The organism is Citrobacter sp. Cpo012 (assembly GCF_030333015.1).
GTDB classification, from domain to species: Bacteria; Pseudomonadota; Gammaproteobacteria; order Enterobacterales; family Enterobacteriaceae; genus Citrobacter; species Citrobacter portucalensis.
In genome coordinates this window covers 106,544-130,038 of the sequence record NZ_JAOWGR010000039.1, presented here as the reverse complement: position 1 = coordinate 130,038, position 23,495 = coordinate 106,544, and the positions used below count along the sequence as shown (strand labels likewise).

At 53.8% G+C, this 23,495-nt stretch carries 23 protein-coding genes; 8 read left to right on the top strand and 15 right to left on the bottom strand.

The features are described 5' to 3' along the window. Nucleotides 1–3 precede the first annotated feature (3 nt). The 3 genes from pyrI to OGX90_RS14420 all read left to right on the top strand — a co-directional run bounded on the left by pyrI (nucleotide 4) and on the right by OGX90_RS14420 (nucleotide 1,453). Nucleotides 4–465, top strand: a complete 462-nt coding sequence (gene pyrI, locus OGX90_RS14430; protein ID WP_003025816.1) for an aspartate carbamoyltransferase regulatory subunit — start codon at nucleotides 4–6, stop codon at nucleotides 463–465. Between the two features lie 76 nt (nucleotides 466–541). Continuing rightward, nucleotides 542–928 (top strand): 2-iminobutanoate/2-iminopropanoate deaminase, encoded by a 387-nt coding sequence (ridA, locus tag OGX90_RS14425; protein ID WP_000047544.1) that lies wholly within the window; start codon nucleotides 542–544, stop codon nucleotides 926–928. Nucleotides 929–1,000: 72 nt separating this feature from the next. Next, nucleotides 1,001–1,453, top strand: a complete 453-nt coding sequence (locus OGX90_RS14420) for a transposase (protein ID WP_008786057.1) — start codon at nucleotides 1,001–1,003, stop codon at nucleotides 1,451–1,453. A 65-nt stretch (nucleotides 1,454–1,518) separates the two neighbouring features. Here OGX90_RS14420 and OGX90_RS14415 read toward each other — a convergent pair whose 3' ends face one another. The 5 genes from OGX90_RS14415 to mgtL all read right to left on the bottom strand — a co-directional run bounded on the left by OGX90_RS14415 (nucleotide 1,519) and on the right by mgtL (nucleotide 7,667). Beyond that, nucleotides 1,519–2,805 (bottom strand): TRAP transporter large permease, encoded by a 1,287-nt coding sequence (locus OGX90_RS14415; RefSeq protein WP_003830349.1) that lies wholly within the window; start codon nucleotides 2,803–2,805, stop codon nucleotides 1,519–1,521. 30 nt (nucleotides 2,806–2,835) lie between these two features. Further along, nucleotides 2,836–3,345 carry a TRAP transporter small permease gene (locus tag OGX90_RS14410; RefSeq protein WP_020996255.1) on the bottom strand — a complete coding sequence of 170 codons (510 nt, stop codon included), beginning with the start codon at nucleotides 3,343–3,345 and terminating at the stop codon, nucleotides 2,836–2,838. Nucleotides 3,346–3,407: 62 nt separating this feature from the next. Beyond that, entirely contained in the window at nucleotides 3,408–4,385 is a 978-nt protein-coding gene (locus tag OGX90_RS14405; RefSeq protein WP_048215053.1) for a TRAP transporter substrate-binding protein, read from the bottom strand. A 375-nt stretch (nucleotides 4,386–4,760) separates the two neighbouring features. Beyond that, the gene (gene mgtA, locus OGX90_RS14400; protein WP_032942195.1) at nucleotides 4,761–7,469 is read right to left on the bottom strand and encodes a magnesium-translocating P-type ATPase; all 2,709 of its coding nucleotides are present in this window, start codon (nucleotides 7,467–7,469) and stop codon (nucleotides 4,761–4,763) included. A gap of 144 nt (nucleotides 7,470–7,613) precedes the next feature. After that, nucleotides 7,614–7,667, bottom strand: coding sequence for a mgtA regulatory leader peptide MgtL (gene mgtL, locus OGX90_RS23845; RefSeq protein ID WP_223240846.1), 54 nt, complete (start codon nucleotides 7,665–7,667; stop codon nucleotides 7,614–7,616). 191 nt (nucleotides 7,668–7,858) lie between these two features. Between mgtL and treR the strand changes: the two genes are divergently transcribed. The 5 genes from treR to nrdG all read left to right on the top strand — a co-directional run bounded on the left by treR (nucleotide 7,859) and on the right by nrdG (nucleotide 15,255). Beyond that, complete coding sequence (treR, locus tag OGX90_RS14395) at nucleotides 7,859–8,806, top strand: trehalose operon repressor TreR (protein ID WP_032942194.1); 948 nt, start codon at nucleotides 7,859–7,861, stop codon at nucleotides 8,804–8,806. Between the two features lie 157 nt (nucleotides 8,807–8,963). Beyond that, on the top strand, nucleotides 8,964–10,382 hold the full coding sequence (gene treB, locus OGX90_RS14390) for a PTS trehalose transporter subunit IIBC (RefSeq protein ID WP_286573893.1): 1,419 nt from the start codon (nucleotides 8,964–8,966) through the stop codon (nucleotides 10,380–10,382). A gap of 49 nt (nucleotides 10,383–10,431) precedes the next feature. After that, nucleotides 10,432–12,084 (top strand): alpha,alpha-phosphotrehalase, encoded by a 1,653-nt coding sequence (gene treC, locus OGX90_RS14385; protein ID WP_267452357.1) that lies wholly within the window; start codon nucleotides 10,432–10,434, stop codon nucleotides 12,082–12,084. Between the two features lie 408 nt (nucleotides 12,085–12,492). Next, nucleotides 12,493–14,631 carry an anaerobic ribonucleoside-triphosphate reductase gene (gene nrdD / locus OGX90_RS14380; RefSeq protein ID WP_003830363.1) on the top strand — a complete coding sequence of 713 codons (2,139 nt, stop codon included), beginning with the start codon at nucleotides 12,493–12,495 and terminating at the stop codon, nucleotides 14,629–14,631. Between the two features lie 159 nt (nucleotides 14,632–14,790). Further along, entirely contained in the window at nucleotides 14,791–15,255 is a 465-nt protein-coding gene (gene nrdG, locus OGX90_RS14375) for an anaerobic ribonucleoside-triphosphate reductase-activating protein (RefSeq protein ID WP_048227187.1), read from the top strand. Nucleotides 15,256–15,288: 33 nt separating this feature from the next. On the opposite strand, the gene OGX90_RS14370 is transcribed toward nrdG, so the two are convergent. The 10 genes from OGX90_RS14370 to cybC all read right to left on the bottom strand — a co-directional run bounded on the left by OGX90_RS14370 (nucleotide 15,289) and on the right by cybC (nucleotide 23,432). Then, nucleotides 15,289–17,202, bottom strand: a complete 1,914-nt coding sequence (locus OGX90_RS14370; protein WP_286624131.1) for a BglG family transcription antiterminator — start codon at nucleotides 17,200–17,202, stop codon at nucleotides 15,289–15,291. Between the two features lie 21 nt (nucleotides 17,203–17,223). Then, the gene (gene dagF / locus OGX90_RS14365) at nucleotides 17,224–17,964 is read right to left on the bottom strand and encodes a 2-dehydro-3-deoxy-phosphogluconate aldolase (RefSeq protein ID WP_103285838.1); all 741 of its coding nucleotides are present in this window, start codon (nucleotides 17,962–17,964) and stop codon (nucleotides 17,224–17,226) included. After that, nucleotides 17,961–19,079 carry a DgaE family pyridoxal phosphate-dependent ammonia lyase gene (locus tag OGX90_RS14360; RefSeq protein ID WP_032942188.1) on the bottom strand — a complete coding sequence of 373 codons (1,119 nt, stop codon included), beginning with the start codon at nucleotides 19,077–19,079 and terminating at the stop codon, nucleotides 17,961–17,963. Before OGX90_RS14360 ends, dagF begins: the two co-directional genes overlap by 4 nt. Further along, the gene (locus tag OGX90_RS14355) at nucleotides 19,063–20,196 is read right to left on the bottom strand and encodes an amidohydrolase/deacetylase family metallohydrolase (protein ID WP_286624128.1); all 1,134 of its coding nucleotides are present in this window, start codon (nucleotides 20,194–20,196) and stop codon (nucleotides 19,063–19,065) included. Before OGX90_RS14355 ends, OGX90_RS14360 begins: the two co-directional genes overlap by 17 nt. Before the next feature lie 77 nt (nucleotides 20,197–20,273). Beyond that, nucleotides 20,274–20,918, bottom strand: a complete 645-nt coding sequence (locus OGX90_RS14350) for a DUF4310 family protein (RefSeq protein ID WP_003830379.1) — start codon at nucleotides 20,916–20,918, stop codon at nucleotides 20,274–20,276. An 11-nt stretch (nucleotides 20,919–20,929) separates the two neighbouring features. Then, the gene (locus tag OGX90_RS14345; protein WP_071692264.1) at nucleotides 20,930–21,706 is read right to left on the bottom strand and encodes a DUF4311 domain-containing protein; all 777 of its coding nucleotides are present in this window, start codon (nucleotides 21,704–21,706) and stop codon (nucleotides 20,930–20,932) included. Between the two features lie 23 nt (nucleotides 21,707–21,729). After that, a complete protein-coding gene (locus OGX90_RS14340) occupies nucleotides 21,730–22,029 on the bottom strand; it encodes a DUF4312 family protein (RefSeq protein ID WP_003025762.1) in 300 nt (99 codons plus the stop codon). 2 nt (nucleotides 22,030–22,031) lie between these two features. Further along, nucleotides 22,032–22,394, bottom strand: coding sequence for an SFCGS family glycine-rich protein (locus tag OGX90_RS14335; RefSeq protein WP_003830384.1), 363 nt, complete (start codon nucleotides 22,392–22,394; stop codon nucleotides 22,032–22,034). 10 nt (nucleotides 22,395–22,404) lie between these two features. Next, on the bottom strand, nucleotides 22,405–22,713 hold the full coding sequence (locus OGX90_RS14330) for a glycine dehydrogenase (RefSeq protein WP_003025758.1): 309 nt from the start codon (nucleotides 22,711–22,713) through the stop codon (nucleotides 22,405–22,407). Nucleotides 22,714–23,045: 332 nt separating this feature from the next. Continuing rightward, a complete protein-coding gene (cybC, locus tag OGX90_RS14325) occupies nucleotides 23,046–23,432 on the bottom strand; it encodes a cytochrome b562 (protein WP_286624124.1) in 387 nt (128 codons plus the stop codon). Between the last annotated feature and the right edge of the window lie 63 nt (nucleotides 23,433–23,495).

Below are 23,495 nucleotides of genomic sequence, written 5' to 3'. Positions count from 1 at the left end.
GAGATGACACACGATAACAAACTGCAGGTTGAAGCCATCAAACGTGGCACCGTGATTGACCATATTCCCGCACAGGTTGGTTTTAAGCTGCTGACGTTGTTCAAACTGACGGAAACCGACCAGCGTATCACCATCGGTCTGAACCTGCCGTCAGGCGAGATGGGCCGTAAGGACCTGATTAAAATTGAAAACACGTTCCTGACCGATGAGCAGGTAAACCAGCTATCCCTGTACGCCCCGCAGGCAACGGTAAACCGCATTGACGATTACGACGTGGTGGGTAAATCACGTCCGAGCCTGCCAGAGCGTATCGACAACGTACTGGTTTGCCCGAACAGCAACTGTATCAGCCATGCTGAGCCGGTTTCCTCCAGTTTTGCAGTGAAAAAGCGCGCTGATGACATCGCACTCAAATGCAAATACTGTGAAAAAGAGTTTTCGCATTATGTGGTGCTGGCCAACTAATTGGGGTTGGTTATGAGATCCCGGCTCCCTATAATGAGCGGGAACATTCTACTACCGCTGTAATTCAGGAGAAATCATGAGCAAGACTATCGCGACGGAAAATGCACCAGCAGCAATCGGCCCATACGTTCAGGGCGTTGACCTGGGTAGCATGGTAATCACTTCCGGTCAGATCCCGGTCGATCCGAAAACCGGTGCCGTAGCGGAAGACGTGTCCGCTCAGGCACGTCAGTCGCTGGAAAACGTAAAAGCTATCGTTGAAGCAGCAGGCCTGAAAGTGGGCGACATCGTAAAAACGACCGTCTTCGTAAAAGACCTGAACGATTTCGCAACCGTAAACGCGACCTACGAAGCGTTCTTCACCGAACACAACGCGACCTTCCCGGCGCGTTCTTGCGTGGAAGTTGCCCGTCTGCCGAAAGACGTGAAAATCGAGATTGAAGCGATCGCCGTTCGTCGCTGATTTCTAGCGTAAAGATAATCCAGGCGACGTTCTGGATTATCTCAAGGTTGACCGCGCCATGGAGGGCCGGTAATGACAAAAGCTCGTTTTACCGCAGAACAAATCGCCGATTTTCTTCAGCAGTCTAAAAACGGCGTATCCAATAAGGTATTATGTGAAAAATACGAATTTAGCGTCAGCACGCTCCGTCGCTGGCAGGAGCAGCACGCCGAAGGCATCCGCCGTGAGTTAAAACAATTAGAATCGACGGGCGCAATCGTATTCTTGTTCTTTTTCATTTCGGCCACATTACTCGCCATTATGTTCTCTAAATCCCTCTCCGCATGTGTGATGTTCTTTTTCCTCGCGTACTGCGTTGGCTACATCCGTCAATTTCGCAAGATATCTGCAAAACACATCCAAGAAGAAAATATCTTTCTCGCCCGCTCCGGACGTGGAGCGAGAAATGCGTTTTATCATTTCAGTTGGGCCTACATTGCTCTTTTTGTCTTTGCCGTTGGGTATATAATTGTGCGCATGGTCTGAAAGATTATCGGCCTGGCGAAGCATAGTTTGTAGGCCCGGTAAGCGCGAGCGCCACCGGGCATTTATCACATCACACCAAACAGTTTCGGCAGGAACAGCGAAATCGCCGGAATGTACGTCACGAGCATCAGCACCAGGAATAGCACAAGGTAGAATGGCAACATCGCCTTCACCACCTGCTCTATTTTCTGTTTACTCACCGCACTGGCCACAAACAGCACCGAACCTACCGGCGGCGTAATCAGGCCGATCCCTAAGTTCACCAGCATGATCATGCCAAAATGGACCGGATCAATGCCGAGCGCGTTGGTCACCGGCAGCAGAACCGGCGTCAGAATGAGGATCAGCGGTGCCATATCCATCAGCGTACCGATCAGCAGCAGCATGATGTTAATACACATCAGGATGACGTATTTGTTGTCCGAGATGCTGGTGAAGGCTTCAGTGATACGCATCGGCAACTGCATATAAGTCATGACGGCACCGAACGCAGCAGCAAAACCTATCAGGATCATAACGATAGTGACCGTTTTCACCGTGCGGAACATCAGCTTCGGCAGCTCAGACCATTTATAGTCACGATAGATAAACATGGTGACAAAGAAGGCCCACAGGCAGGCAATTGCCGCAGACTCCGTTGCGGTAAAGATACCTGACAGGATACCGCCCATGATGATCACAACGGTCATCAGGCCCCACAGCGTATCAACGAAAATCTTCAGCGCCTGGCGAAACGGTACACGTTCTCCTTTTGGATAACCGCGCTTGTGCGCAAAAGCCACGCACATCACCATCAGGCTGAGGCTTAACAGCAGCCCCGGCAGGATCCCGGCGATGAACAGTGCGGCAATCGACACCGTGCCGCCGGTCGCCAGCGAGTAAATAACCGAGTTATGGCTGGGCGGCGTAAGAATCGCCTGTACCGAACCACTGGCCGTTACCGCTGCGGCAAAGTCACGCGGATAACCTTTTTTATCCATCTCCGGGATCATTACCGAACCGATGGACGCGGTATCAGCCACAGACGATCCGGAAATAGCACCAAAAAAGGTTGATGCCACAATGTTTACCAGCGACAGTCCGCCGCGGATAAAACCAACAAAAATATAGGCAAAGTTCACCAGTCGCCGCGCAATTCCCCCTTCGGCCATGATAGCCCCGGCCAGAATAAAGAATGGGATCGCTAACAGAGAGAACTTGTTCACCCCGCTGGTCAGTTGGATCATTACCGCTTCCAGCGGAATATCAATATACCAGGCCCCAATGATGGCGCTAATGCCAACCGCGTACGCTACCGGTACCCCAATCGCCAGCATAATGCCGAGCGTAAAGACGAGAATAAATGCATCCATCTGCTTTCCTTTCTGAAATGGGGGCGGTAACTAGCTGGTCGATCCCAGCATGACAACGGGACGTTGGTACTGCGGACCACGGAAAATCTTTTCAGCGATAAACAGCAGCGTTATGGCAGAGCCTATCGGCAACGGAAGATAGTTTTGCCCGGCGCTTAAAAGCGGGAATTCCGCCACGGGCTGGTCCCACAGTTCAAGACAGAGATTGGTTCCGTACCAGAGGATAAACAGGCTTATCGCCACCAACATAACGTCTGCGATTACCGAGCAATAACGGCGGGAAGCATCCCCCAGACGGTCAATCACCATACTTACCGCAATATGCGAGCCTGCACGATAGCTCACCGCCGCGCCAATAAAGGTGAATGTCACCATACAGAGAATAGCGACGGGTTCAGGCCATGACAGGGCGTTATTCAGAACATAACGCGCGAATATACCAATGGGGATAATGGCGACCATGACCAATAATGCGATACCGGCAATCCACATTGATACCCGATAAAGAAAATCCATTACCGATGAATAGCATTCACCCATAATTATCACCTCGAATTAATCAAAAGATTCAGGCGGAGGGTTGATATCCTCCACCTGATGAATTACTTCACATCCTGAATACGTTTGATCAAATCCTGGTGGTCTTTACCGTAATTATCCCGCACTGACTGCGTGGCTTTATAGAAATAGTCCGTATCAATATCGTGGAACTGAACGCCGTTGGCTTTCATGGTCTCCAGTGATTTCGCATTATAATCCTGCCAAAGTTTTCGTTGCTCTATCTGTGCTTCTTTGGCGAGTTTAATAATGAGATCCTGATCTTCTTTTTTCAACTTATCCCATTTAGCTTTCGAAAACAGAAAAAGCTCAGGAATAATAAAGTGTTTGCTCCAGGTATAGTTTTTCACGACCGGCAAATAGTTATGCGCAACAAACGTTGGCGGGTTATTTTCCGTGCCATCAATAACGCCGGTCTGCATGCCGCTAAATACTTCACTGACGCCCATGACAACGGAGTTAGCGCCCATCGCTTTCAGGGTATCCAGCGCTATCGGACTTCCTTGAACGCGGATTTTCATACCGTGTAAATCTTCCGGTTTCACCACCGGATTTTTGGTGATCAGGTTACGCGTGCCGGCATCCATCCAGCCGAGAAACACCAGCCGCGATTTGGTATTAGCCGTCAGACGGTCGCCAATCTCCTGACCGATCATGCCGTCGAGAACCTTATGCAGATGGTCCTCATCGCGGAAAATATATGGCAGGGTAAACACGTTAATTTCAGGGAGAATGGCGGCAACAGGCGTCATTGAGACACGAATAATATCGATAGCGCCTAATTGCGCCTGTTCAATCATCTGTTTTTCATCGCCTAACACGCCACCAGGAAATGTTTTAATCTCCAGACGCCCGTCGGTCGCGGCGCTAAGTTTTTCCCCCATATGTTTTACTGCGACAACGTTCGGGTAATCAGCCGGATGCACATCTGCGGCGCGAAAAGTTTGTGCCAGCGTTGCATGACTCGCCAGGAATACAGACGCGCCAATACACAGACTTAACAGGTTTTTTGTCAGTTTCATTTGTCCTTCTCCAGAAGTTCATAATATCCATTAACAGGAATAGCTTGCAGAGCAAATGACTGCCGGAATTAAAAACGGGCAGCGAGAAACTTTCTTAACGACGTTACCTGCGCAGACTAACTGGTGTAACAATTTATTTCGATGACTGCGTTCACAAAAACTCGCAGATGCTTAAAATTTTTAGCACACTGTTTCATTTTTGCAATGCAGATCGTTTTATTGATAAAAAAACAACGCAAGGAAGGCGATTTGATACTAATAACACCCGTTAGAATTTCAATAAAAATAAAACACTAATGTTGCGAGGTAATATCTTCGAATGAAAATGAGGAATGCAGGATGGTATTAACACCATCCTGCTGAGGCGTTTGATGTTTACTGCCAGCCGTAGCGACGGCTATAAAAACCTTTCACTAATTGAGTCAATGTCATGTAACCCGCCAGAATCGCAATCAGCCACGGGAAGTAGCTCAGCGGTAATGCCTGCAATTGCAGATAGCTGGCCAGCGGCGAGAAGGGTAATGCAATGCCGACGACCATCACCACCAGCGTCATCAGCATCAGCGGCCACGCGGCGCGGCTCTGGATGAACGGCACGCGACGGGTACGAATCATATGCACAATCAACGTTTGCGACAGCAGGCCCACCACGAACCAGCCAGACTGGAACAACGTCTGATGTTCAGGTGTATTGGCATGGAAGACGAACCACATCAGGCAAAAGGTCAGAATGTCGAAGATCGAGCTGATCGGTCCAAAGAAGATCATAAAGCGGCCCAATTCGCTGGGATTCCAGCGCTGCGGCTTTTTGATCTGCTCTTCGTCGACGTTATCAAACGGAATCGCCACCTGGGATACATCGTACAGCAGGTTCTGAATCAGTAAGTGCAGCGGTAACATCGGCAGGAACGGTAAGAAGGCGCTCGCCACCAGCACGCTAAATACGTTACCAAAGTTTGAACTGGCCGTCATTTTGATGTACTTCAGCATGTTAGAGAAGGTACGGCGTCCTTCAATCACCCCTTCTTCCAGCACCATCAGGCTCTTTTCCAGCAGGATGATATCCGCCGCTTCACGCGCAATATCAACCGCGCCGTCAACGGAGATACCAATGTCCGCCGCGCGCAGCGCCGGGGCATCGTTTATACCATCGCCCATAAAGCCGACCACATGGCCTTCGCGCTTGAGCAGCGTGACAATGCGCTCTTTGTGCATTGGCGTCAGACGGGCAAACAGCGTGGTGCGCTGAGCAAGCCGAGCCAGCTCATCATCGCTTAACCCTTCAATGCTGCTACCGATAACCACATCGCCCGCATCCAGGCCCACTTCATGACACACTTTTGCCGCCACCAATTCGCTATCGCCAGTGAGGATTTTCACCGTAATGCCGCTGGCTTTCAGCGCTTTAAGCGCAGGTGCGGTGGTCTCTTTCGGCGGATCGAGGAACGCAATATAGCCTTCGAGGATCAGATCGGATTCATCAATACGCTGGTAATCACCTTCACGCGCTGGCAGGTATTTCGTCGCCACCGCCACCACGCGCAGCCCCTGGCGGTTCAGCGTGTCCGTAACGCGTTTCACCCGACGCAGCATGTTGTCATCTAACGGGACTATCTCACCGTTGTGACGCACCTGGGTACATACGCTGAGGATCTCCTGTAGCGCCCCTTTACAGACCAGCTGATGCACATCGGTTTCTTCTGCCACCACTACCGACATGCGGCGACGTTCAAAATCAAACGGGATCTCATCGATTTTCTGCCAGCGAGTCGAGAGCTGGCGGGCTGATTCTTCGTCCACACCTTCCAGCACCGCCGTATCCAGCAGATTCTTCAGCCCGGTCTGATAATGGCTGTTCAGCCACGCAGAATGCAGGACATGTTCGCTGGGCTTTCCAGAGATATCCGTATGATTCTCAAGTACAATTTTATCCTGAGTCAGGGTGCCGGTTTTATCGGTGCACAGGATATCCATCGCGCCAAAGTTCTGGATAGCGTCGAGGTGTTTAACGATAACCTTTTGTTTTGACAGCTTCACCGCCCCACGCGCCAGCGTTGAGGTGACGATCATCGGCAGCATTTCTGGAGTCAGTCCCACCGCCACAGACAGGGCAAACAGCGCCGCTTCCCACCAGTCACCTTTGGTGTAACCGTTGATAATAAGCACGATGGGCGCCATCACCAGCATAAAGCGGATCAGCAGCATGCTGACGCGGCTGATCCCTTTCTGGAAGGCATTCTGCTCGCTTTCCTGCTCGCTGACGCGACCCGCCAGTTGCCCGAACCAGGTATTGGCGCCGGTTGAAATCACGATGGCCTGCGCCGTGCCGCTCACCACGTTGGTGCCCATAAAGCACAGGGTATCGCATTCCAGCGGGTTGCTTTGCTGCGGATCGCGACTGGTTGCCACTTTCTCCACCGGCAGCGATTCACCGGTCAGCGAAGCCTGGGCGACGAACAGGTCACGAGCCTGCACCACGCGCAGATCGGCCGGGATCATATCCCCTGCCGCCAGCTTGATGACATCGCCGGGAACCAACTGGTCGATCGGCAGTTCAACCCAGCCGTTCTCCCCTTTCTCGTTGATGACGCGCAGCACCGTGGCGGTGTTGCTGACCATCGCTTTCAGCGCATCAGCCGCTTTGGTGGAGCGCGCCTCCTGCACAAAATTCAGCAGCGTAGAGATGACGACCATCAGGGCGATGACGCCAGCGGCAAACAGATCTTCGGTGGCATAGGAAATCGCCCCGAGAATGGTCAGCAGTATATTAAACGGGTTGCGATAGCAGACCCACAAATGCACCCACCAGGGTGACGGCTTCTGTGCCGGCAACTGGTTCTCGCCATGTATTTCGCGGGCGTTCTCGACTTCTGCGGCGTTTAAGCCTTCCGGATGAGCGCCGAACGTTTTCCACAGCGCGTCTTCGTCCATCAGCGCCATTTTCAGGCAATGTTCGCTCAGCGATGGCGGGATCGGTGTGCTGGCAACGGTCTGAGCATTCGGCAACGGATCGCGATGCACCAGACGATGTGGTAAATGGCGGCTTAGCCGGGCAAACAGCTGGCGAGTCATATTTTTGAACATAGGCAGTCCCTCTGCACCAGTATAAACAGGCGCAGTAAATCCTTCAGGCGTGGCAAAGCCTTGCCTGGTGGCAATATTAAAATCACAACAGGGACGTCAGAACGTCACTGTCTTACTGTTCCGGTAAGACAGTGAAAGACAGGCTTACCGGAAAGGGTTGTTTCTCCATCTCGGGAGAGGGGTGGGATCGGGATCCATATAGCCTCCGGTAAGTGAATGATTTGCGCCGCGGATTATACGCAGAAAACCATAAGGTTTGTGGCAATTATGGCGGTATGATAAACCATGGAAACTAAACCAAACGTATACCAGACTTTGCCCATTGCGCCGCGCTTGAGTAAAGTTATTCTCTATTTGGCATAACTTCACACGCAACACGGGAAAACAGGATGCAAAATCGGCTGACCATTAAAGACATCGCCCGCTTAAGCGGTGTGGGAAAATCAACCGTTTCCCGTGTGCTCAACAATGAAAGCGGCGTGAGTGAACGCACCCGCGAACGCGTTGAGGCGGTGATGAATCAGCACGGTTTTTCCCCTTCCCGCTCCGCACGCGCCATGCGCGGACAAAGCGACAAGGTGGTGGCGATTATCGTCACGCGTCTGGACTCGCTTTCGGAAAATCTCGCCGTGCAGACCATGCTGCCCGCCTTTTATGAACAGGGCTACGATCCGATCATGATGGAAAGCCAGTTCTCGCCCGAGCTGGTTGAAGAACATCTCGGCATGCTCAGACGCCGCAACATTGATGGCGTGGTGCTGTTTGGTTTTACCGGCATTACTGAAGCCATGCTCGCCTCCTGGCAAGATTCTCTGGTGCTGCTGGCAAGAGATGCAAAAGGCTTTGCCTCCGTCTGCTATGACGATGAGGGTGCCATTCGTACCCTGATGCAGCGTTTATACGAACGCGAGCATCGCCATATTAGCTTTCTTGGTGTTCCGCATAGCGATGTGACCACTGGTAAACGCCGCCATGAGGCCTACCTGGCATTCTGTAAAAAACACAAACTACATCCTGTGGCCGCGCTGCCGGGTCTGGCCATGAAGCAGGGCTATGAGCAGGCCGCCAACGTCATCACCCCGGAAACCACCGCTTTAGTCTGTGCGACGGATACCCTTGCCCTTGGCGTCAGCAAATACCTGCAGGAGCAGCGGATTGAGAACCTGCAGCTGGCGAGCGTGGGCAGCACGCCGCTGATGAAATTCCTCCATCCGGAAATTATCACCGTCGATCCAGGATACGCCGAAGCCGGGCGACAAGCGGCCTCGCAGCTGATCGAACAGATCAACGGCCGCAGCGAACCACGACAAATCGTTATTCCTTCCACCCTCTCCTGATCGCTTTCTGAGCATTAATTTGTGATCTTCGCTGCGTTTCGGGAACGTTCCCATTTTTAAATATTCATCGAAGATATACTCTGGCGCCAACAACGAGAGAGTTGCCGAATGACGACGCAACAGCGTCTTTTCCGGTCTACGGGGAACACACACCATCATGAGCAAAATAAAACAAGCAGACATCGACCGGCTGATTGAGCTGGTTGGCGGGCGCGACAATATCGCTACGGTGAGTCACTGCATTACTCGCCTGCGTTTTGTGCTGAATCAGCCTGCAAACGCCAGACCGAAAGAGATCGAATTGTTGCCAATGGTCAAAGGCTGCTTCACCAACGCCGGGCAGTTTCAGGTGGTAATTGGCACCGAGGTGGGCGATTACTACAAAGCGCTGTTGGCGACCACCGGACAAGCCAGTGCCGACAAAGAGCAGGCAAAGAAAGCGGCGCGGCAGAACATGAAGTGGCACGAGCAGCTGATTTCTCACTTCGCGGAGATCTTCTTCCCTCTGCTGCCAGCACTGATTAGCGGCGGCCTGATCTTAGGTTTCCGTAACGTGATCGGCGATCTGCCCATGAGTAACGGGCAGACGCTGGCGCAGATGCATCCTTCGCTGAAAACCCTCTATGACTTCCTGTGGCTGATTGGCGAAGCGATCTTCTTCTATTTGCCGGTCGGGATTTGTTGGTCGGCGGTGAAGAAAATGGGCGGTACGCCGATCCTCGGTATTGTGCTGGGCGTGACCCTGGTTTCTCCGCAACTGATGAACGCCTATTTGCTCGGTCAGCAGGTGCCGGACGTGTGGAACTTCGGCCTGTTCAGCATTGAGAAAGTGGGCTACCAGGCGCAGGTCATTCCGGCACTGTTGGCCGGGCTGGCGCTCGGGTTTATTGAAACACGCATGAAGCGCATCGTCCCGGATTACCTGTATCTGGTGATCGTCCCGGTGTGCTCGCTGATCCTTGCGGTATTCCTTGCGCACGCCTTTATCGGTCCATTTGGCCGCATGATTGGCGACGGTGTCGCGTTTGCGGTCCGTCATCTGCTGACCGGCAGTTTTGCTCCGATTGGCGCGGCGATGTTCGGCTTCTTGTATGCCCCGCTGGTGATCACCGGTGTGCATCAGACCACGCTGGCTATCGACATGCAGATGATTCAGAGCATGGGCGGTACGCCGGTATGGCCACTGATCGCACTGTCGAATATCGCTCAGGCCTCTGCGGTGGTCGGGATCATTATCTCCAGTCGCAAACACAACGAACGTGAAATCTCCGTTCCAGCCGCGATCTCCGCCTATCTCGGGGTAACCGAACCAGCAATGTACGGGATCAACCTGAAATACCGCTTCCCAATGCTGTGCGCGATGATCGGCTCCGGTCTCGCCGGACTGCTGTGCGGCCTGAACGGTGTGCTGGCGAACGGGATTGGCGTCGGCGGTTTGCCGGGCATCCTCTCCATCCAGCCGACTTACTGGCAGGTCTTTGGCATGGCGATGGTCATTGCGATTGTCATCCCAATGGTACTGACCTCATTCGTTTACCAGCGTAAACACCGTCTGGGCACATTACAGATTGTCTAACTTTTCTTCGGGGCGCAGTTGCGCCCCAGCGTATTTCCAGGAAACAACCATGACTATTCCCCACTGGTGGCAAAACGGCGTTATCTATCAGGTTTACCCCAAGAGTTTTCAGGACACCACCGGCAGCGGCACCGGAGATTTACGCGGCGTGACGCAGCGCCTCGACTATCTGCAAAAGCTGGGCGTTGATGCCATCTGGCTGACGCCGTTCTATATTTCGCCGCAGGTTGATAACGGTTACGACGTCGCAGACTACACGTCTGTCGATCCGGCCTACGGCACGCTGGAAGACTTTGATGAACTGGTGGCGCAGGCGAAAGCGCGCGGCATCCGTATTATTCTCGACATGGTGTTTAACCACACCTCAACCCAGCACGCCTGGTTTCGTGAAGCGCTGGATAAAGACAGCCCGTATCGTCAGTTTTATCTCTGGCGCGACGGCACGCCAGACTGCCCGCCAAATAACTGGCGCTCCAAGTTTGGCGGCAACGCCTGGGGCTGGCACGCCGAAAGCGAGCAGTACTATCTGCACCTCTTTGCTCCGGAGCAAGCCGACCTGAACTGGGAAAACCCGGCGGTACGCGCCGAGCTAAAGAAAGTATGCGAGTTTTGGGCCGATCGCGGCGTGGACGGACTGCGCCTCGACGTGGTGAATCTTATCTCTAAAGACCAGGACTTCCCGAACGATCCCGACGGCGATGGACGCCGTTTTTATACCGACGGCCCGCGCGCGCATGAATTTTTGCGTGAGATGAACCGCGATATTTTTACCCCACGCAACCTGATGACGGTCGGCGAAATGTCTTCCACTACGCTTGAACATTGCCAGCAGTACGCCGCACAAGATGGTAGTGAACTGTCGATGACCTTTAACTTCCACCACCTGAAAGTGGATTACCCCAACGGTGAGAAGTGGACGTTAGCAAAACCCGATTATGTGGCGCTAAAAACCCTGTTCCGCCACTGGCAACAGGGCATGCACAATCAGGCCTGGAACGCGCTATTCTGGTGTAACCACGATCAGCCGCGCATCGTGTCGCGTTTTGGCGATGAAGGTAAATACCGCGTTCCGTCGGCCAAAATGCTGGCGATGGTGCTGCATGGCATGCAGGGCACCCCCTACATCTACCAGGGTGAAGAGATTGGCATGACCAACCCGCACTTCCGCCAGATTACCGATTATCGCGATGTGGAAAGCCATAACATGTTTGCCGAGTTGAACGGCCAGGGACGCGATGCGCAAGAACTGCTGGCGATCCTCGCCAGTAAATCACGCGATAACAGCCGCACGCCGATGCAATGGGATAGCAGCAAACACGCGGGCTTCACCTACGGCGAGCCGTGGATCAATCTGTGTGACAACGCAGCAGACATTAACGTGGCGGCAGCACTGAACGATGCCGACTCGGTGTTCTACACCTATCAGAAGCTGATCGCCTTGCGCAAAGCGGAGCCGGTTATCACCTGGGGCGACTACCAGGATCTGCTACCGGACAGCCCGCATCTGTGGTGCTATCAACGAGAGTGGCAAGGGCAGCGGCTGCTGGTCATTGCCAATCTTAGCGATACCTTCCAGAGCTGGCAGCCAGCCCAGACCGACGGAAACTGGCAGGTGCTGATGCACAACTATGCCGAGGTTGCCAGCCAACCTGGGGGCATGACACTGCGTCCTTTTGAGGCCGTCTGGTGGTTGCAAAAATAGCTTGCAATTATGTTCAGGCCCGGTACGCATAGCGCTACCGGGCGTTGCTATATACGCTTAGCTTAGCTTCCTGTTTTTGTTGAATAATTAATCAGAATTTTCTGCCCACAATTTACAATCGCTGTACTGCCCGTCATCTGTACGCTCCGATTTTTACTTTGCGCTACATCAAATAAATCGTAAACATCCTTGATGCAAATCACTACATATAGAACTTAAAATGCACGCCGACCCAATATGTTGTATTAATCGACTACAATTGCTACAACTACAGTGCACCGTTTAACGGTGGAATTGTGGATAAAGTGGGTCAGGATTGCGGGAAGTCATTGGCAATAGAGATGAATAAAGCCATGACCGCTTCCCCAACCTCTGTGGATAACCTGTTCTTATAAATATGGAGTGATCATGACACCGCATGTGATGAAACGAGATGGCTGTAAAGTGCCGTTTAAATCAGAGCGCATCAAAGAAGCCATTCTGCGTGCAGCTAAAGCAGCGGGAGTCGATGACGCAGATTACTGTGCCACCGTCGCAGAAGTCGTTAGTAGCCAGATGAATGAGCGCAGCCAGGTCGATATCAACGAGATCCAGACAGCGGTAGAAAACCAGCTGATGTCTGGTCCGTACAAGCAACTCGCCCGTGCGTACATCGAATATCGCCACGACCGTGATATACAGCGTGAAAAACGTGGCCGTCTGAACCAGGAAATTCGTGGTCTGGTTGAGCAAACCAACTCTGCTCTGCTGAACGAAAACGCCAACAAAGACAGCAAAGTGATCCCGACCCAGCGCGACCTGCTGGCCGGTATCGTCGCCAAACACTATGCGCGTCAACACCTGTTGCCGCGTGATGTCGTCCAGGCGCACGAGCGTGGTGATATTCACTATCACGATCTCGACTACTCTCCGTTCTTCCCAATGTTTAACTGCATGCTGATCGACCTGAAAGGTATGCTGACGCAGGGCTTTAAGATGGGTAACGCGGAGATTGAGCCGCCAAAATCCATCTCCACCGCGACGGCCGTCACCGCGCAAATTATCGCGCAGGTTGCCAGCCATATTTATGGCGGTACCACCATTAACCGTATTGACGAAGTTCTCGCACCGTTCGTGACCGAGAGCTTTAATAAGCATCGCAAAACCGCTGAAGAGTGGCAGATCCCAGATGCCGACGGTTATGCGCATTCCCGTACCGAGAAAGAGTGCTACGACGCATTCCAGTCCCTTGAGTATGAAGTGAATACCCTGCATACCGCCAACGGTCAGACGCCGTTCGTCACCTTCGGTTTCGGCCTGGGAACCAGCTGGGAATCGCGTTTGATCCAGCAGTCCATTCTGCGTAACCGCATTGCTGGCCTGGGTAAAAATCGTAAAACCGCCGTGTTCCCGAAACTGGTGTTTGCGATTCGTGACGGTCTGAACCACAAGTTTGGCGATCCGAACTATGACATCAAGCAGCTGGCGCTGGAGTGCGCGAGCAAGCGTATGTATCCGGACATCCTGAACTACGATCAAGTGGTTAAAGTGACCGGCTCGTTCAAAACGCCAATGGGCTGCCGTAGCTTCCTGGGTGTATGGGAAAACGAGAACGGCGAACAGGTTCACGATGGCCGTAACAACCTCGGCGTTATCAGCCTTAACCTGCCGCGTATCGCGCTGGAAGCTCATGGCGATGAAGCCACCTTCTGGAAACTGCTCGACGACCGTCTGATCCTGGCGCGTAAAGCGCTGATGACCCGCATTGCGCGTCTGGAAGGCGTGAAGGCCCGCGTTGCACCGATCCTGTATATGGAAGGGGCCTGCGGCGTACGTCTGAAAGCAGACGATGACGTGTCTGAAATCTTTAAAAACGGCCGCGCGTCGATTTCTCTGGGTTACATCGGCATTCACGAAACCATCAACGCGCTGTTTGGCGACAAACACTTGTACGACAGCGAGCAGCTTCGCGCTAAAGCTATCGCCATTGTGGAACGTCTGCGTCAGGCGGTCGATCAATGGAAAGACGAAACCGGCTACGGCTTTAGCCTGTACAGTACACCAAGTGAAAACCTGTGCGATCGTTTCTGCCGTCTGGATACCGCCGAGTTTGGCGTGGTGCCGGGTGTTACCGACAAAGGTTACTACACCAACAGCTTCCACCTCGACGTGGAGAAAAAGGTTAACCCGTACGACAAGATCGATTTTGAAGCGCCGTACCCGCCGCTGGCGAACGGAGGTTTCATTTGCTACGGCGAGTATCCGAACATTCAGCACAACCTGAAAGCACTGGAAGACGTCTGGGATTACAGCTATCAGCACGTGCCGTATTACGGGACCAACACGCCAATCGATGAATGCTACGAGTGCGGCTTTACCGGTGAGTTCGAGTGCACCAGCAAAGGCTTTACCTGCCCGAAATGTGGTAACCACGACGCCGCGCGCGTATCGGTCACTCGCCGCGTATGCGGTTATTTAGGCAGCCCGGACGCTCGTCCGTTTAACGCCGGTAAGCAGGAAGAAGTGAAGCGCCGCGTTAAGCATTTAGGTAATGGGCAGATAGGTTAATTTCGACAGTATTATTGCCTGGCGATGTGACGCTTTTCGCAAAGCAATTGGCGCCAGGACAAGGCGGCAAGCAAGCGAATCCCGGGGAGCTTACATAAGTAAGTGACCCGGGTGAGCGAGCGCAGACAACGCAGTAATGGCGTCAATTGAGAAGCGAAAATGCGATACCATCAATACTATCCTGTCGATATCGTTAACGGCCCCGGCACTCGCTGCACCCTGTTTGTGTCGGGATGCGTGCATGAATGCCCTGGCTGCTATAACAAAAGCACCTGGCGACTCAATTCCGGCCAGCCGTTTACCAAAGAGATGGAAGACAAGATCATTGCCGATCTGAACGACACGCGAATCCCTCGCCAGGGTATTTCGCTGTCCGGCGGCGATCCGCTGCATCCGCAAAACGTGCCGGATATTCTGCAACTGGTACAGCGTATTCACGCTGAGTGTCCGGGGAAAGATATCTGGGTGTGGACCGGCTACAAGCTTGATGAACTCAACGCCGCACAAATGCAGGTGGTGGATCTCATCAACGTGCTGGTCGATGGTAAATTTGTGCAGGATCTTAAAGACCCGGCGCTGATCTGGCGCGGTAGCAGCAACCAGGTTGTACATCATTTGCGTTAACTTTCAGGCGGTAAACATTCTGTTATCCGCCTCTCAAAAACGGCTCACACACTCCATCGCAACCGCTTTGAACTCGGTGAAATTCCGGCAAGCGCAGAGCCGCGTCATCGCGCGTTCGCGCAGGAAGGTGACGAAGATATCGTAGATAGCCATCGCCTCTTCGTATTCACTCTTGCTGATAGCGAGCAAGAAGATCACATGCGCCGTTTCATCGCCCCAGGCGATACCCTGCGGGGCGAGGATGGTGTAGACCACCGTTTTCTTTGCCAGCAGACCAAGGGCGTGCGGCAAGGCAATGCTGTCACCCAGCATGGTGCTGACGATGGCCTCGCGCTCAACCACCGAATCAAGAAACTCCGCGTCGACAAAACCTTCATCCTGCAACTGACGGCATAAGGTTTTGAACAACGTTTGTTGATCCATTGGCTCGTCAATCACACGAAAATGGGCGGCATCGAAGAATTTGTTCAACATCCACGGACGGGTTCTGTCGACCAGCACCAGTTTGCCAATCTGCTCCAGCTGATAATCGGTAGGGAACGGCGCAATCATCACCACCGGCTTATCTTTATCACCAATCCGCGCGGTTGAGATGACAAAATCTTCGCTGATGCTTTCCCGCTGTTCGTAGTCGCGAAGCGTTACGGTATCGACGATCTCTATCTGCGGATACTTACGCGCCAGTACCGCTTCAATCATCCGCGCCATCGCATTTCCGGCATCGCATACCAGCAGAACCTTCGGCTGTCTCTGGTAACCGATGTTGTAACTACGCTCCAGCCCGACGCCAATATGCAGCACGAGGAAGCCAATCTCATTTTCACTGATGGTGTACGGCGTATATTTTCCCCATCCCGAGACGGCGGCCAGCGTCATGTCCCACGCCATGGGGTAGTGCTGTTTAATATTTTCCAACAGCGGATTGGGGATCATTATCTGGTAACGCACCCGGGTGATCATCGTCTTAATATGCGTCAGCAGGTCAGCATGCAACTGTTTGTCATTCAACAGGTTGTAGTTGTACTGGGTGTTGATAAAACGCAGGATGTAATTGACCAACGCTTCGTCATCATCCGCATTGATAGCACTGGGCGCGATATCCTGAACCTGGCGGGCAGCAATATGCACCTGTAGCCAGTTTTCTTCGGAAACGGAAAGCGGTTTGTCTGCCAGGCGGTGCAGTACCGCCGCGATTTCCCGCGTGGCCAGGCACACCGATTGATCGGCCTCTTCTGCGGCAAAATCCGGGAGTGGATATCCTTCGCTAATCCGCCGTACCGCCACCGCGCAGTACAAGCGTAAAAACAGCTCGCCCTCATCGGTCAGACGAATATGGAAACGGGCAAAAATGTCCTGCAAAACGGGTTGCAACTGTTCAGGAAGCCCCGCATTCAGCGCTTCTTGCGTCACTAACGGATGCTGCGGATCCTGCTGCGCCAGCGTCCACATCAGATCGGTCAAACAGGCGCGGATCGCCATTTCGCTGCCGAACAGCTTCATGCCGTGACGGGGACGCGTTTCCAGCGTCAGATGATAACGTTGCAGATGCTCGCGCACCTCAGCCATATCGTTTTGCAGCGTCGCGCGGCTGATAAACCATTCATCAGCCAAATCTTCCAGCTTCAGCGAGAAAGCCGACGTCAGAAAACGCACCACCAGCCAGTGTATCCGTTCCTGGCTGGTGCGTGGGATGCGCAGCAACGTATTGGGCTGCTGCGTTTGCAGGGTGTGAAAGCTTGCCGGGTCGTCAATTTTGAGCTGATAACCATTACCCCGGCTGAGGACAAACTGTGCGCCGTACTGGGTGAGCAGCGCGTTTAGCGCGGTGATATCCGCCCGTACGGTGCGTGTGGAAACCGACAACCGCTGCGCCAGCTCGTCCTGTGGAAGCGCTTCGTTTTGCAACATGTCAAACAGCTGTGCTAAACGTTGGTTGGGGAATCGCACGTCAGTTTCCTCATCAGTCAGTTAGCCTACGCAGGCCCGGGTCATCGCCATCAGCTGGCGTACGTCGTCCGGACGAGTGTTACCACTCACCTTATCAATAATCGAACTATAGATGTGAGGAATGATTTTACTCACTCCGGCATCGAGGGCAATTTGCAGGATTTCAGTGAAATTATCCAGATCGATACCGCCGGTTGGCTCCAGCCAGAAGTCATGACGGGCGCAGGCCTGCGCGACCGCAATGTACTCGTCACGGCATTTCAGGCCGCCCATCGGGAAGTATTTAATTGAGCTACCGCCCATGTCTTTGAGCAGCGCAATCGCGGTTTCTACCGACACAATACCTTCCGGCGACTGGCTGCTTAGCGGACCAGTGGAGATTTTCACCCTGCCCGGCGTGCCGGTTGGCGAGACCAGACCGTTGACCACTGTCTCCTGCTGGCCCAGCAGCGCGCGACTGGTAGCCACGCCGGTAAAGACCTGATTGACATGTTGTGGCTGCACCTGACGGGAGATTTCACTGACCATCGCCGACTGGTTAGGATCGCCCGCCCCCAGCCCCACGGAGAGCGCATTGTCGATAAGGGCCGCGTATTCACGCATATCCGCTACTGCGCTTGCGACATCCGGGTAATTTTTTGACAACACACCAACCAGCACGTGTCCTTCCGCCGCCGCATAAATATCCCGGGCATTTTCTTTGGAGCCTGCCAGCACGTTCAGGCAGACGCGGTCGCGATAAAAGTTAGGGGTCAGTTTCATGCGTTTTTCTCCTGCGAAATCACTTCACCAATTCGACGGGCCACAATCTCCAGCTGCGCGCGATCGACGCTGCGCACATCGGCTTCGATAATGCCTTCATTGGCTTTGTAACCACGGAAGTAAATCGCGTACTCCCCCTGTTTCAGCGCGTCGACCAGTTCCCCCGTGGCGATCCCGGTTACCGCTTCATCAAACTTAATTTCCGTGCGTGCGATGTCGCGCCCTGCACTATCCCACACCACGCGGGCGCTCACGCCGTTAAGCTGGTTCAACGCATTAATGAACGGCGTCATTTTCTCGACCATCTCCGCGCCGCTCTCTTTCTGCGCGTTCAGATACAGTTCGATGGCGCAGGTCAGTCCAAGAATTCCCTCTTTGCCCACCTTCATCGCCCGGCCAATCCCCGCCGTCTGGCGCTTCACCCACTCAACATATTGGGTTTTACCAATCACCAGACCGCTGGTTGGTCCTTCTATCGCCTTGGCGCCGCTATAAATCACCAGATCTGCACCAACCCGGTAGTAGCACTGCAAATCCTCTTCCGCCGCCGCGTCCACTATCAGCGGCAGATTATGCGTACGCGCCACCACCGCAGCCTGCTCCACGCTGAGCATACTTTTCTGGACGCAGTGGTGAGATTTGATATACAGAATGGCCGCCGTACGCGGTGTAATGGCCGCCGCCAGCTGTGCCGCGGAACATTCGTTGGCATAACCGGCTTCCACTAACTTGCCGCCGCCAAGCGCTACCATGGTGCCCACCGGTGCGCCAAAGTTGACGTTGTGACCTCTGGGCAGCACGATTTCGTTGTTCTCGATGGGCGTGACGTGCAGGTTCTCCAGCAGCCAGTCGCTGTCTTTAACCAATACGCCAGCCACCGACAGGGCGATCCCGGCCGATGCGCAAGAGACAACCGTTGCCCCTTCCACTTCCAGTAATTTCGCGATGTAGTCGCCGGTTTTATTGACCAGGTCTTTCATCTCGAAATATTGGTTCATCCCCGCCATCGCGGCTTCAACCACTTCTGGTCGCGGCGTGGAAACGCCGAGCGCCGTCATGCGGCCGGAGGTATTAATCACCTGTTTTAAATCGTATTTCTCAAAAATCGAAGGCATGTTCCGCGCTCCCTTGTTCGGTCATATAGCCCTTGCCCGCACGTATTGCGGCAAGCGGCACCAGCAGTTGTTCAGCCTGCAGGCTGTCGTTTTCTGCATCTACCAGCACGGTTGGCTGGCGCTTAAGCGTAAAGAGGGTTAAATCGGCATCCAGACCGATCTGCAGCCGCCCCTTCTGTTTCAGGCGCAGACCATCGGCGGCATTGGCGGTAACGCATTCAATGACCTGCGGAAGCGACATCCCAATGGCGAGGAATTTCGACATCACATTCGCCAGGGAATGCACCGGGCCGCTGATACGGTTACGACAGTAAATATCGGAGCTGATGGTGTGCGGCAAAATACCCAGTTCGATAGCGCGTTTTGCCACCGCAAAGCTCAGGCTGGCGGTGCCATGCCCAACGTCCAGACGCACGCCGCGTGAAATTGCCCGCATCACTGACGCCCGCAGCTCGCCTTGCGGCGTCAGAATGCGATTCGGCTTACCGTTGTAACAGTGGGTAATGATGTCACCCGCGCTCAGGCGCTCGGCGATCTCATCCAGGTCCGGCGGGTTGTTGCCGATGTGCACCATCAGCGGCAGGTCACCGTTCTGCGCTTGCATCGCTTTGGCGCGATCCAGCGGCGTGATGCCATTTTCACCGACTACGCTGCTGCTCATACGTGCCTTCAGACCGACGATAAAATCAGGGTGGCGTTTCACCGCCTCTCGCACCGCATCAGCGTCAATATTGACCATGTTGGCCAGCTCGTTCTGGGCAATAAGCCCAACGCGGGAGATATTCAGCAACGCGTACACTTCGGTGGCAGCTTCCCGGGTCAGGGTGTAAAAATCGTCGATGTCATCCGCTCCGGTGCTGCCCGCATCCACTACGGTAGTGACGCCGGTCGCAATACCAACGCTATCCGGCTGGTCGTGGTAAATCGGGGATTTCGGGTAGCAATGAACGTGGGAGTCAATCCAGCCTGCGCTGACGTAGCACTCACCGCCCAGCTCAATGGTTTTCAGCGCCGGGCCATCAACGTCACCCAACGCCGCTATCTTGCCGTCTTTGAGCGCAATATTGCTCACCGTATCGTCAACGAGGCGCGCACGGCGCAGGAGTAAATCAAACATGTCTCTCTCCTGTTGAAATGGGGGCGGTCGTGTAGGCCTGATAAGCGCAGCGCCATCAGGCCTACAACGACACACCATCAACTAATGGCAATCGGGAAGATGGACCCGAGGATCATTGCGCCGAGGATCGCCCCGCCGGTAATCGGTTTTTGCCACAGGTAAAACAGCAGCGCGCCTGCCAGAGAACCGATTCCGATAGGAATAGAAGCCGTCATCGCGCTGAGGATAATCAACGGTCCGAGGAAGCGTCCGGAGGCGTTACCGGCCCCCATCATGACGTCCGCACCGTAGGTCGAGTCGCTCTGGTTGATGGTGAACTTACGCGCCAGAATGATGATGTAGCCAATCGCCAGACCAATCACCAGACCGGTGACCAGCGAGGCGGCGAAGTTGGCGACCGGGAAGATAATGCCCGCGCCCAGCAGCAGCGCCGGAACACCTAACCCAACCCCGGTTTGAATCGCCCCGCCGATATCCAAAATCCCCACCAGCGAACCTTCAATGATGCGGGCAAACAGGAAGCTTGCGCCAAATGCCGCCACCGCTCCGTAGGAGCCGGTATCCATTCCCGCCTTCAGCATCGCCACAAAAGCCACTTCGTTAAATGCGCCAATACCGTACAGGTAGTACATGTGTGTTCCGGCAAACACGCCAGAGGAGAGCAGGCCCACGAAGATCGGGAACGACCAGTCAGCGAACCAAAAACCTTTATTCTGTTCCATGATGACCTCCGTTATTTGCCGCTGAGCGAGTTGTGGATAAGTTCGAGCCAGTTAGGCACGGTCAGATGGAAGGATTCGATCATCTTCATGTCGAAGCCACGGAAGAAGCCGCTCAGGACAAACAGCGCGACGATAGCCACCATCATCACTTTAGTGACGTGGTTCCAGCCGCTCTCTTCAACACCTTTGCCGATCAGAATGCCGAGAACCAGACCCGGAACGGCGTTACCCATGATCAGCTGCGCCGCGCCGCCAAAAACGGTGGCCCAGAAGCCAGATTTCTTACCGGCATCGATCGCCGCCAGCCAGAAGATTACTGGCATCACGGTGTTTACCAGCAGGTTAGCCGCGGGCACCAGCACCTTGACGGCGGTAACCTGCAACGCTTCCGGTACGGATGATGCGGTGAGGTTCAGGAAGGTCACCACGATCATCCCGATAACGCCGCAGGCAATTGCCATGTGTTTGGGGTCGTGCAGCGTTTCACCGACGTTGCGATTTTTAATCATCAGCGCGGCGGCGCCCCAGTTGGGGATGATGCGATGGTCGACGTCCTGCGTGAACGCCCCCGCCGCAACAGAGGAAGCCCAGGCGTTAAAGAAGAAACCCAGGCCGAACGAGAAGTGAGAAGCCGGATCCCCTTCGCAGGAATTCAGTTCTCCCAGAGTACGAAACGCGCCCATCCCTTGAGTGGTAGGCGCATGAAACATGCGTGCAGCCCCAGCGCCGACACCAACGCCAACCAACGCGCCGATGATGAGCGATTTTATTAATATTATCAGGAACATAATTATGCCTTTTAATAGAAAAATCAGCGTTGCGTAACGAAATCCACCTTGTCGAGATTGATGGCAGTCACGTTGACGGTCACGTCCAGCTCCACGCTGAAAGTGCGTCTTTCCCGGCGCAAAAAGAGGAATAAAAACGCCTCTTTACGCACCGATTCACGCGCTTGAACAACCTGCACATCCTGTGGCTCAATACGCAGTAAGATATGCGGCGACGCTTTCATCACCGCAGCCTGAACGTGGTTCAGGGCATCGGCAAAGGCGCGAGCTTTGGTCTCGCCCTTACCCGTGACTCTCACCGTGGTGGTGAATTGCTCTTTCATGCTTAAGCGCCGTGTTTCTTTTGCCACGCCTGCACCAGGCGCTCGCCGAGCTCTTCTTTGTCCATAAAGCCGAATCCCAGTACGTTGCACCCTTCGTTGATGGCGGTTACCCCTTCATCGACCGAGCGCATGCCGTATTTCGCCTTGTAGCCGTATTTGGTCTGCGCGGTAATCGCACCCGCACCACCGCTGCCGCAAAACGAGATACCAAAGGTGGCGTTTTCCGCTTTCATCACGTCACCCAGCTTCATATCTGCTGCAACACCCGGCACCACAACGGCACGGCCACCCGCTTTCTCTACGCCTGCCGCCACTTTCTGGCCTTTACCCAGACGATCGCCAATCACTACGGTAATCTGTTCCATCTTTTGCTCCTTAAAGGTTGTCTTTCGCGACTTCGAAGTGCACCGACAGCAGCCAGGCCTCTTCCTCAGGAAGATTGCCAAACTCGGCGACCACGTCGCGGGCAAGCGCCATTGATTCGGCAGATATTTCATCAAACAAGCTGGCATCGACCTCTGGTAAGGGTTCACCCGTTACCGAGCGGTGCGCCATGGCGCGAACATGCGACGTCAGCATCTGTTCCTGTACGGCGTTGGGAATAATGTTGCGTTCACGCAGCAAGGCATACACCTGCGCCAGCATGCGGTCGGCCAGTTCCACCGATTCCCCCATGTCATTCATTACAGCTCCGTTATTCACTCGTCTTACCCCGTTAATGTCTCTGAGGGTAAATTAGCGACGGAGGTTATGAGTTTGTAGCGAGTTGTTTTCCACTTCGAAGTGGAAAGGTGTGCAGCGATAGTGATCTGTGCCGCAAAAAGAGCTGGAACCACGATTTATCACTGGAAGAATGTGATTGAGATCGCAAGAGCGAACAGAAAAATGGAAGGAAGTGCGAACAATGAATGGGCGATAAAAATGAAAAAATGTGATGGGGATAGCGTTTACTTATGGGACGTGCAGTAGCGGGGTGTTGTATCCGACCTACGGGTATGCAGGCCGGATAGCGCAGATTAGCGGAACTTCTTGTGGTTTTCGTTGCGCGTGGTTTTCAGCTCTTCCGCAACGGCTTTCGCCTCTTTAACTTTACCTTCGTTCGCCAGCTTCAACGCACCGTCAATCTGGCCGATCAGCATGTCAAAACCGTGACGGAAATCCTTCATCTCCGGGCTGTCCGGGGATTTGTTTTCCAGCTTCGGCGGCGTTCCCTTTTGCGCGTCCAGCGCGGCTGCACGCATTTTGGTTAACGCATCTTTCAGTTCAGTCGCATTGTCCGTTTTTTCGACGATTTTCAGGTTGTCGTTGAGGATCCCCATATCGTCTTCAAGATCGGCTGCAATCGCAGAAGAACCAAGAACCAGCGTTGAAGCTGCGACGATCGCTAACAGGTGTTTACGCATTGCTCACTTCCTTTTTTATTATTCAAAAATAAACAAACGCCAGATACCTTCAATAATTCACGC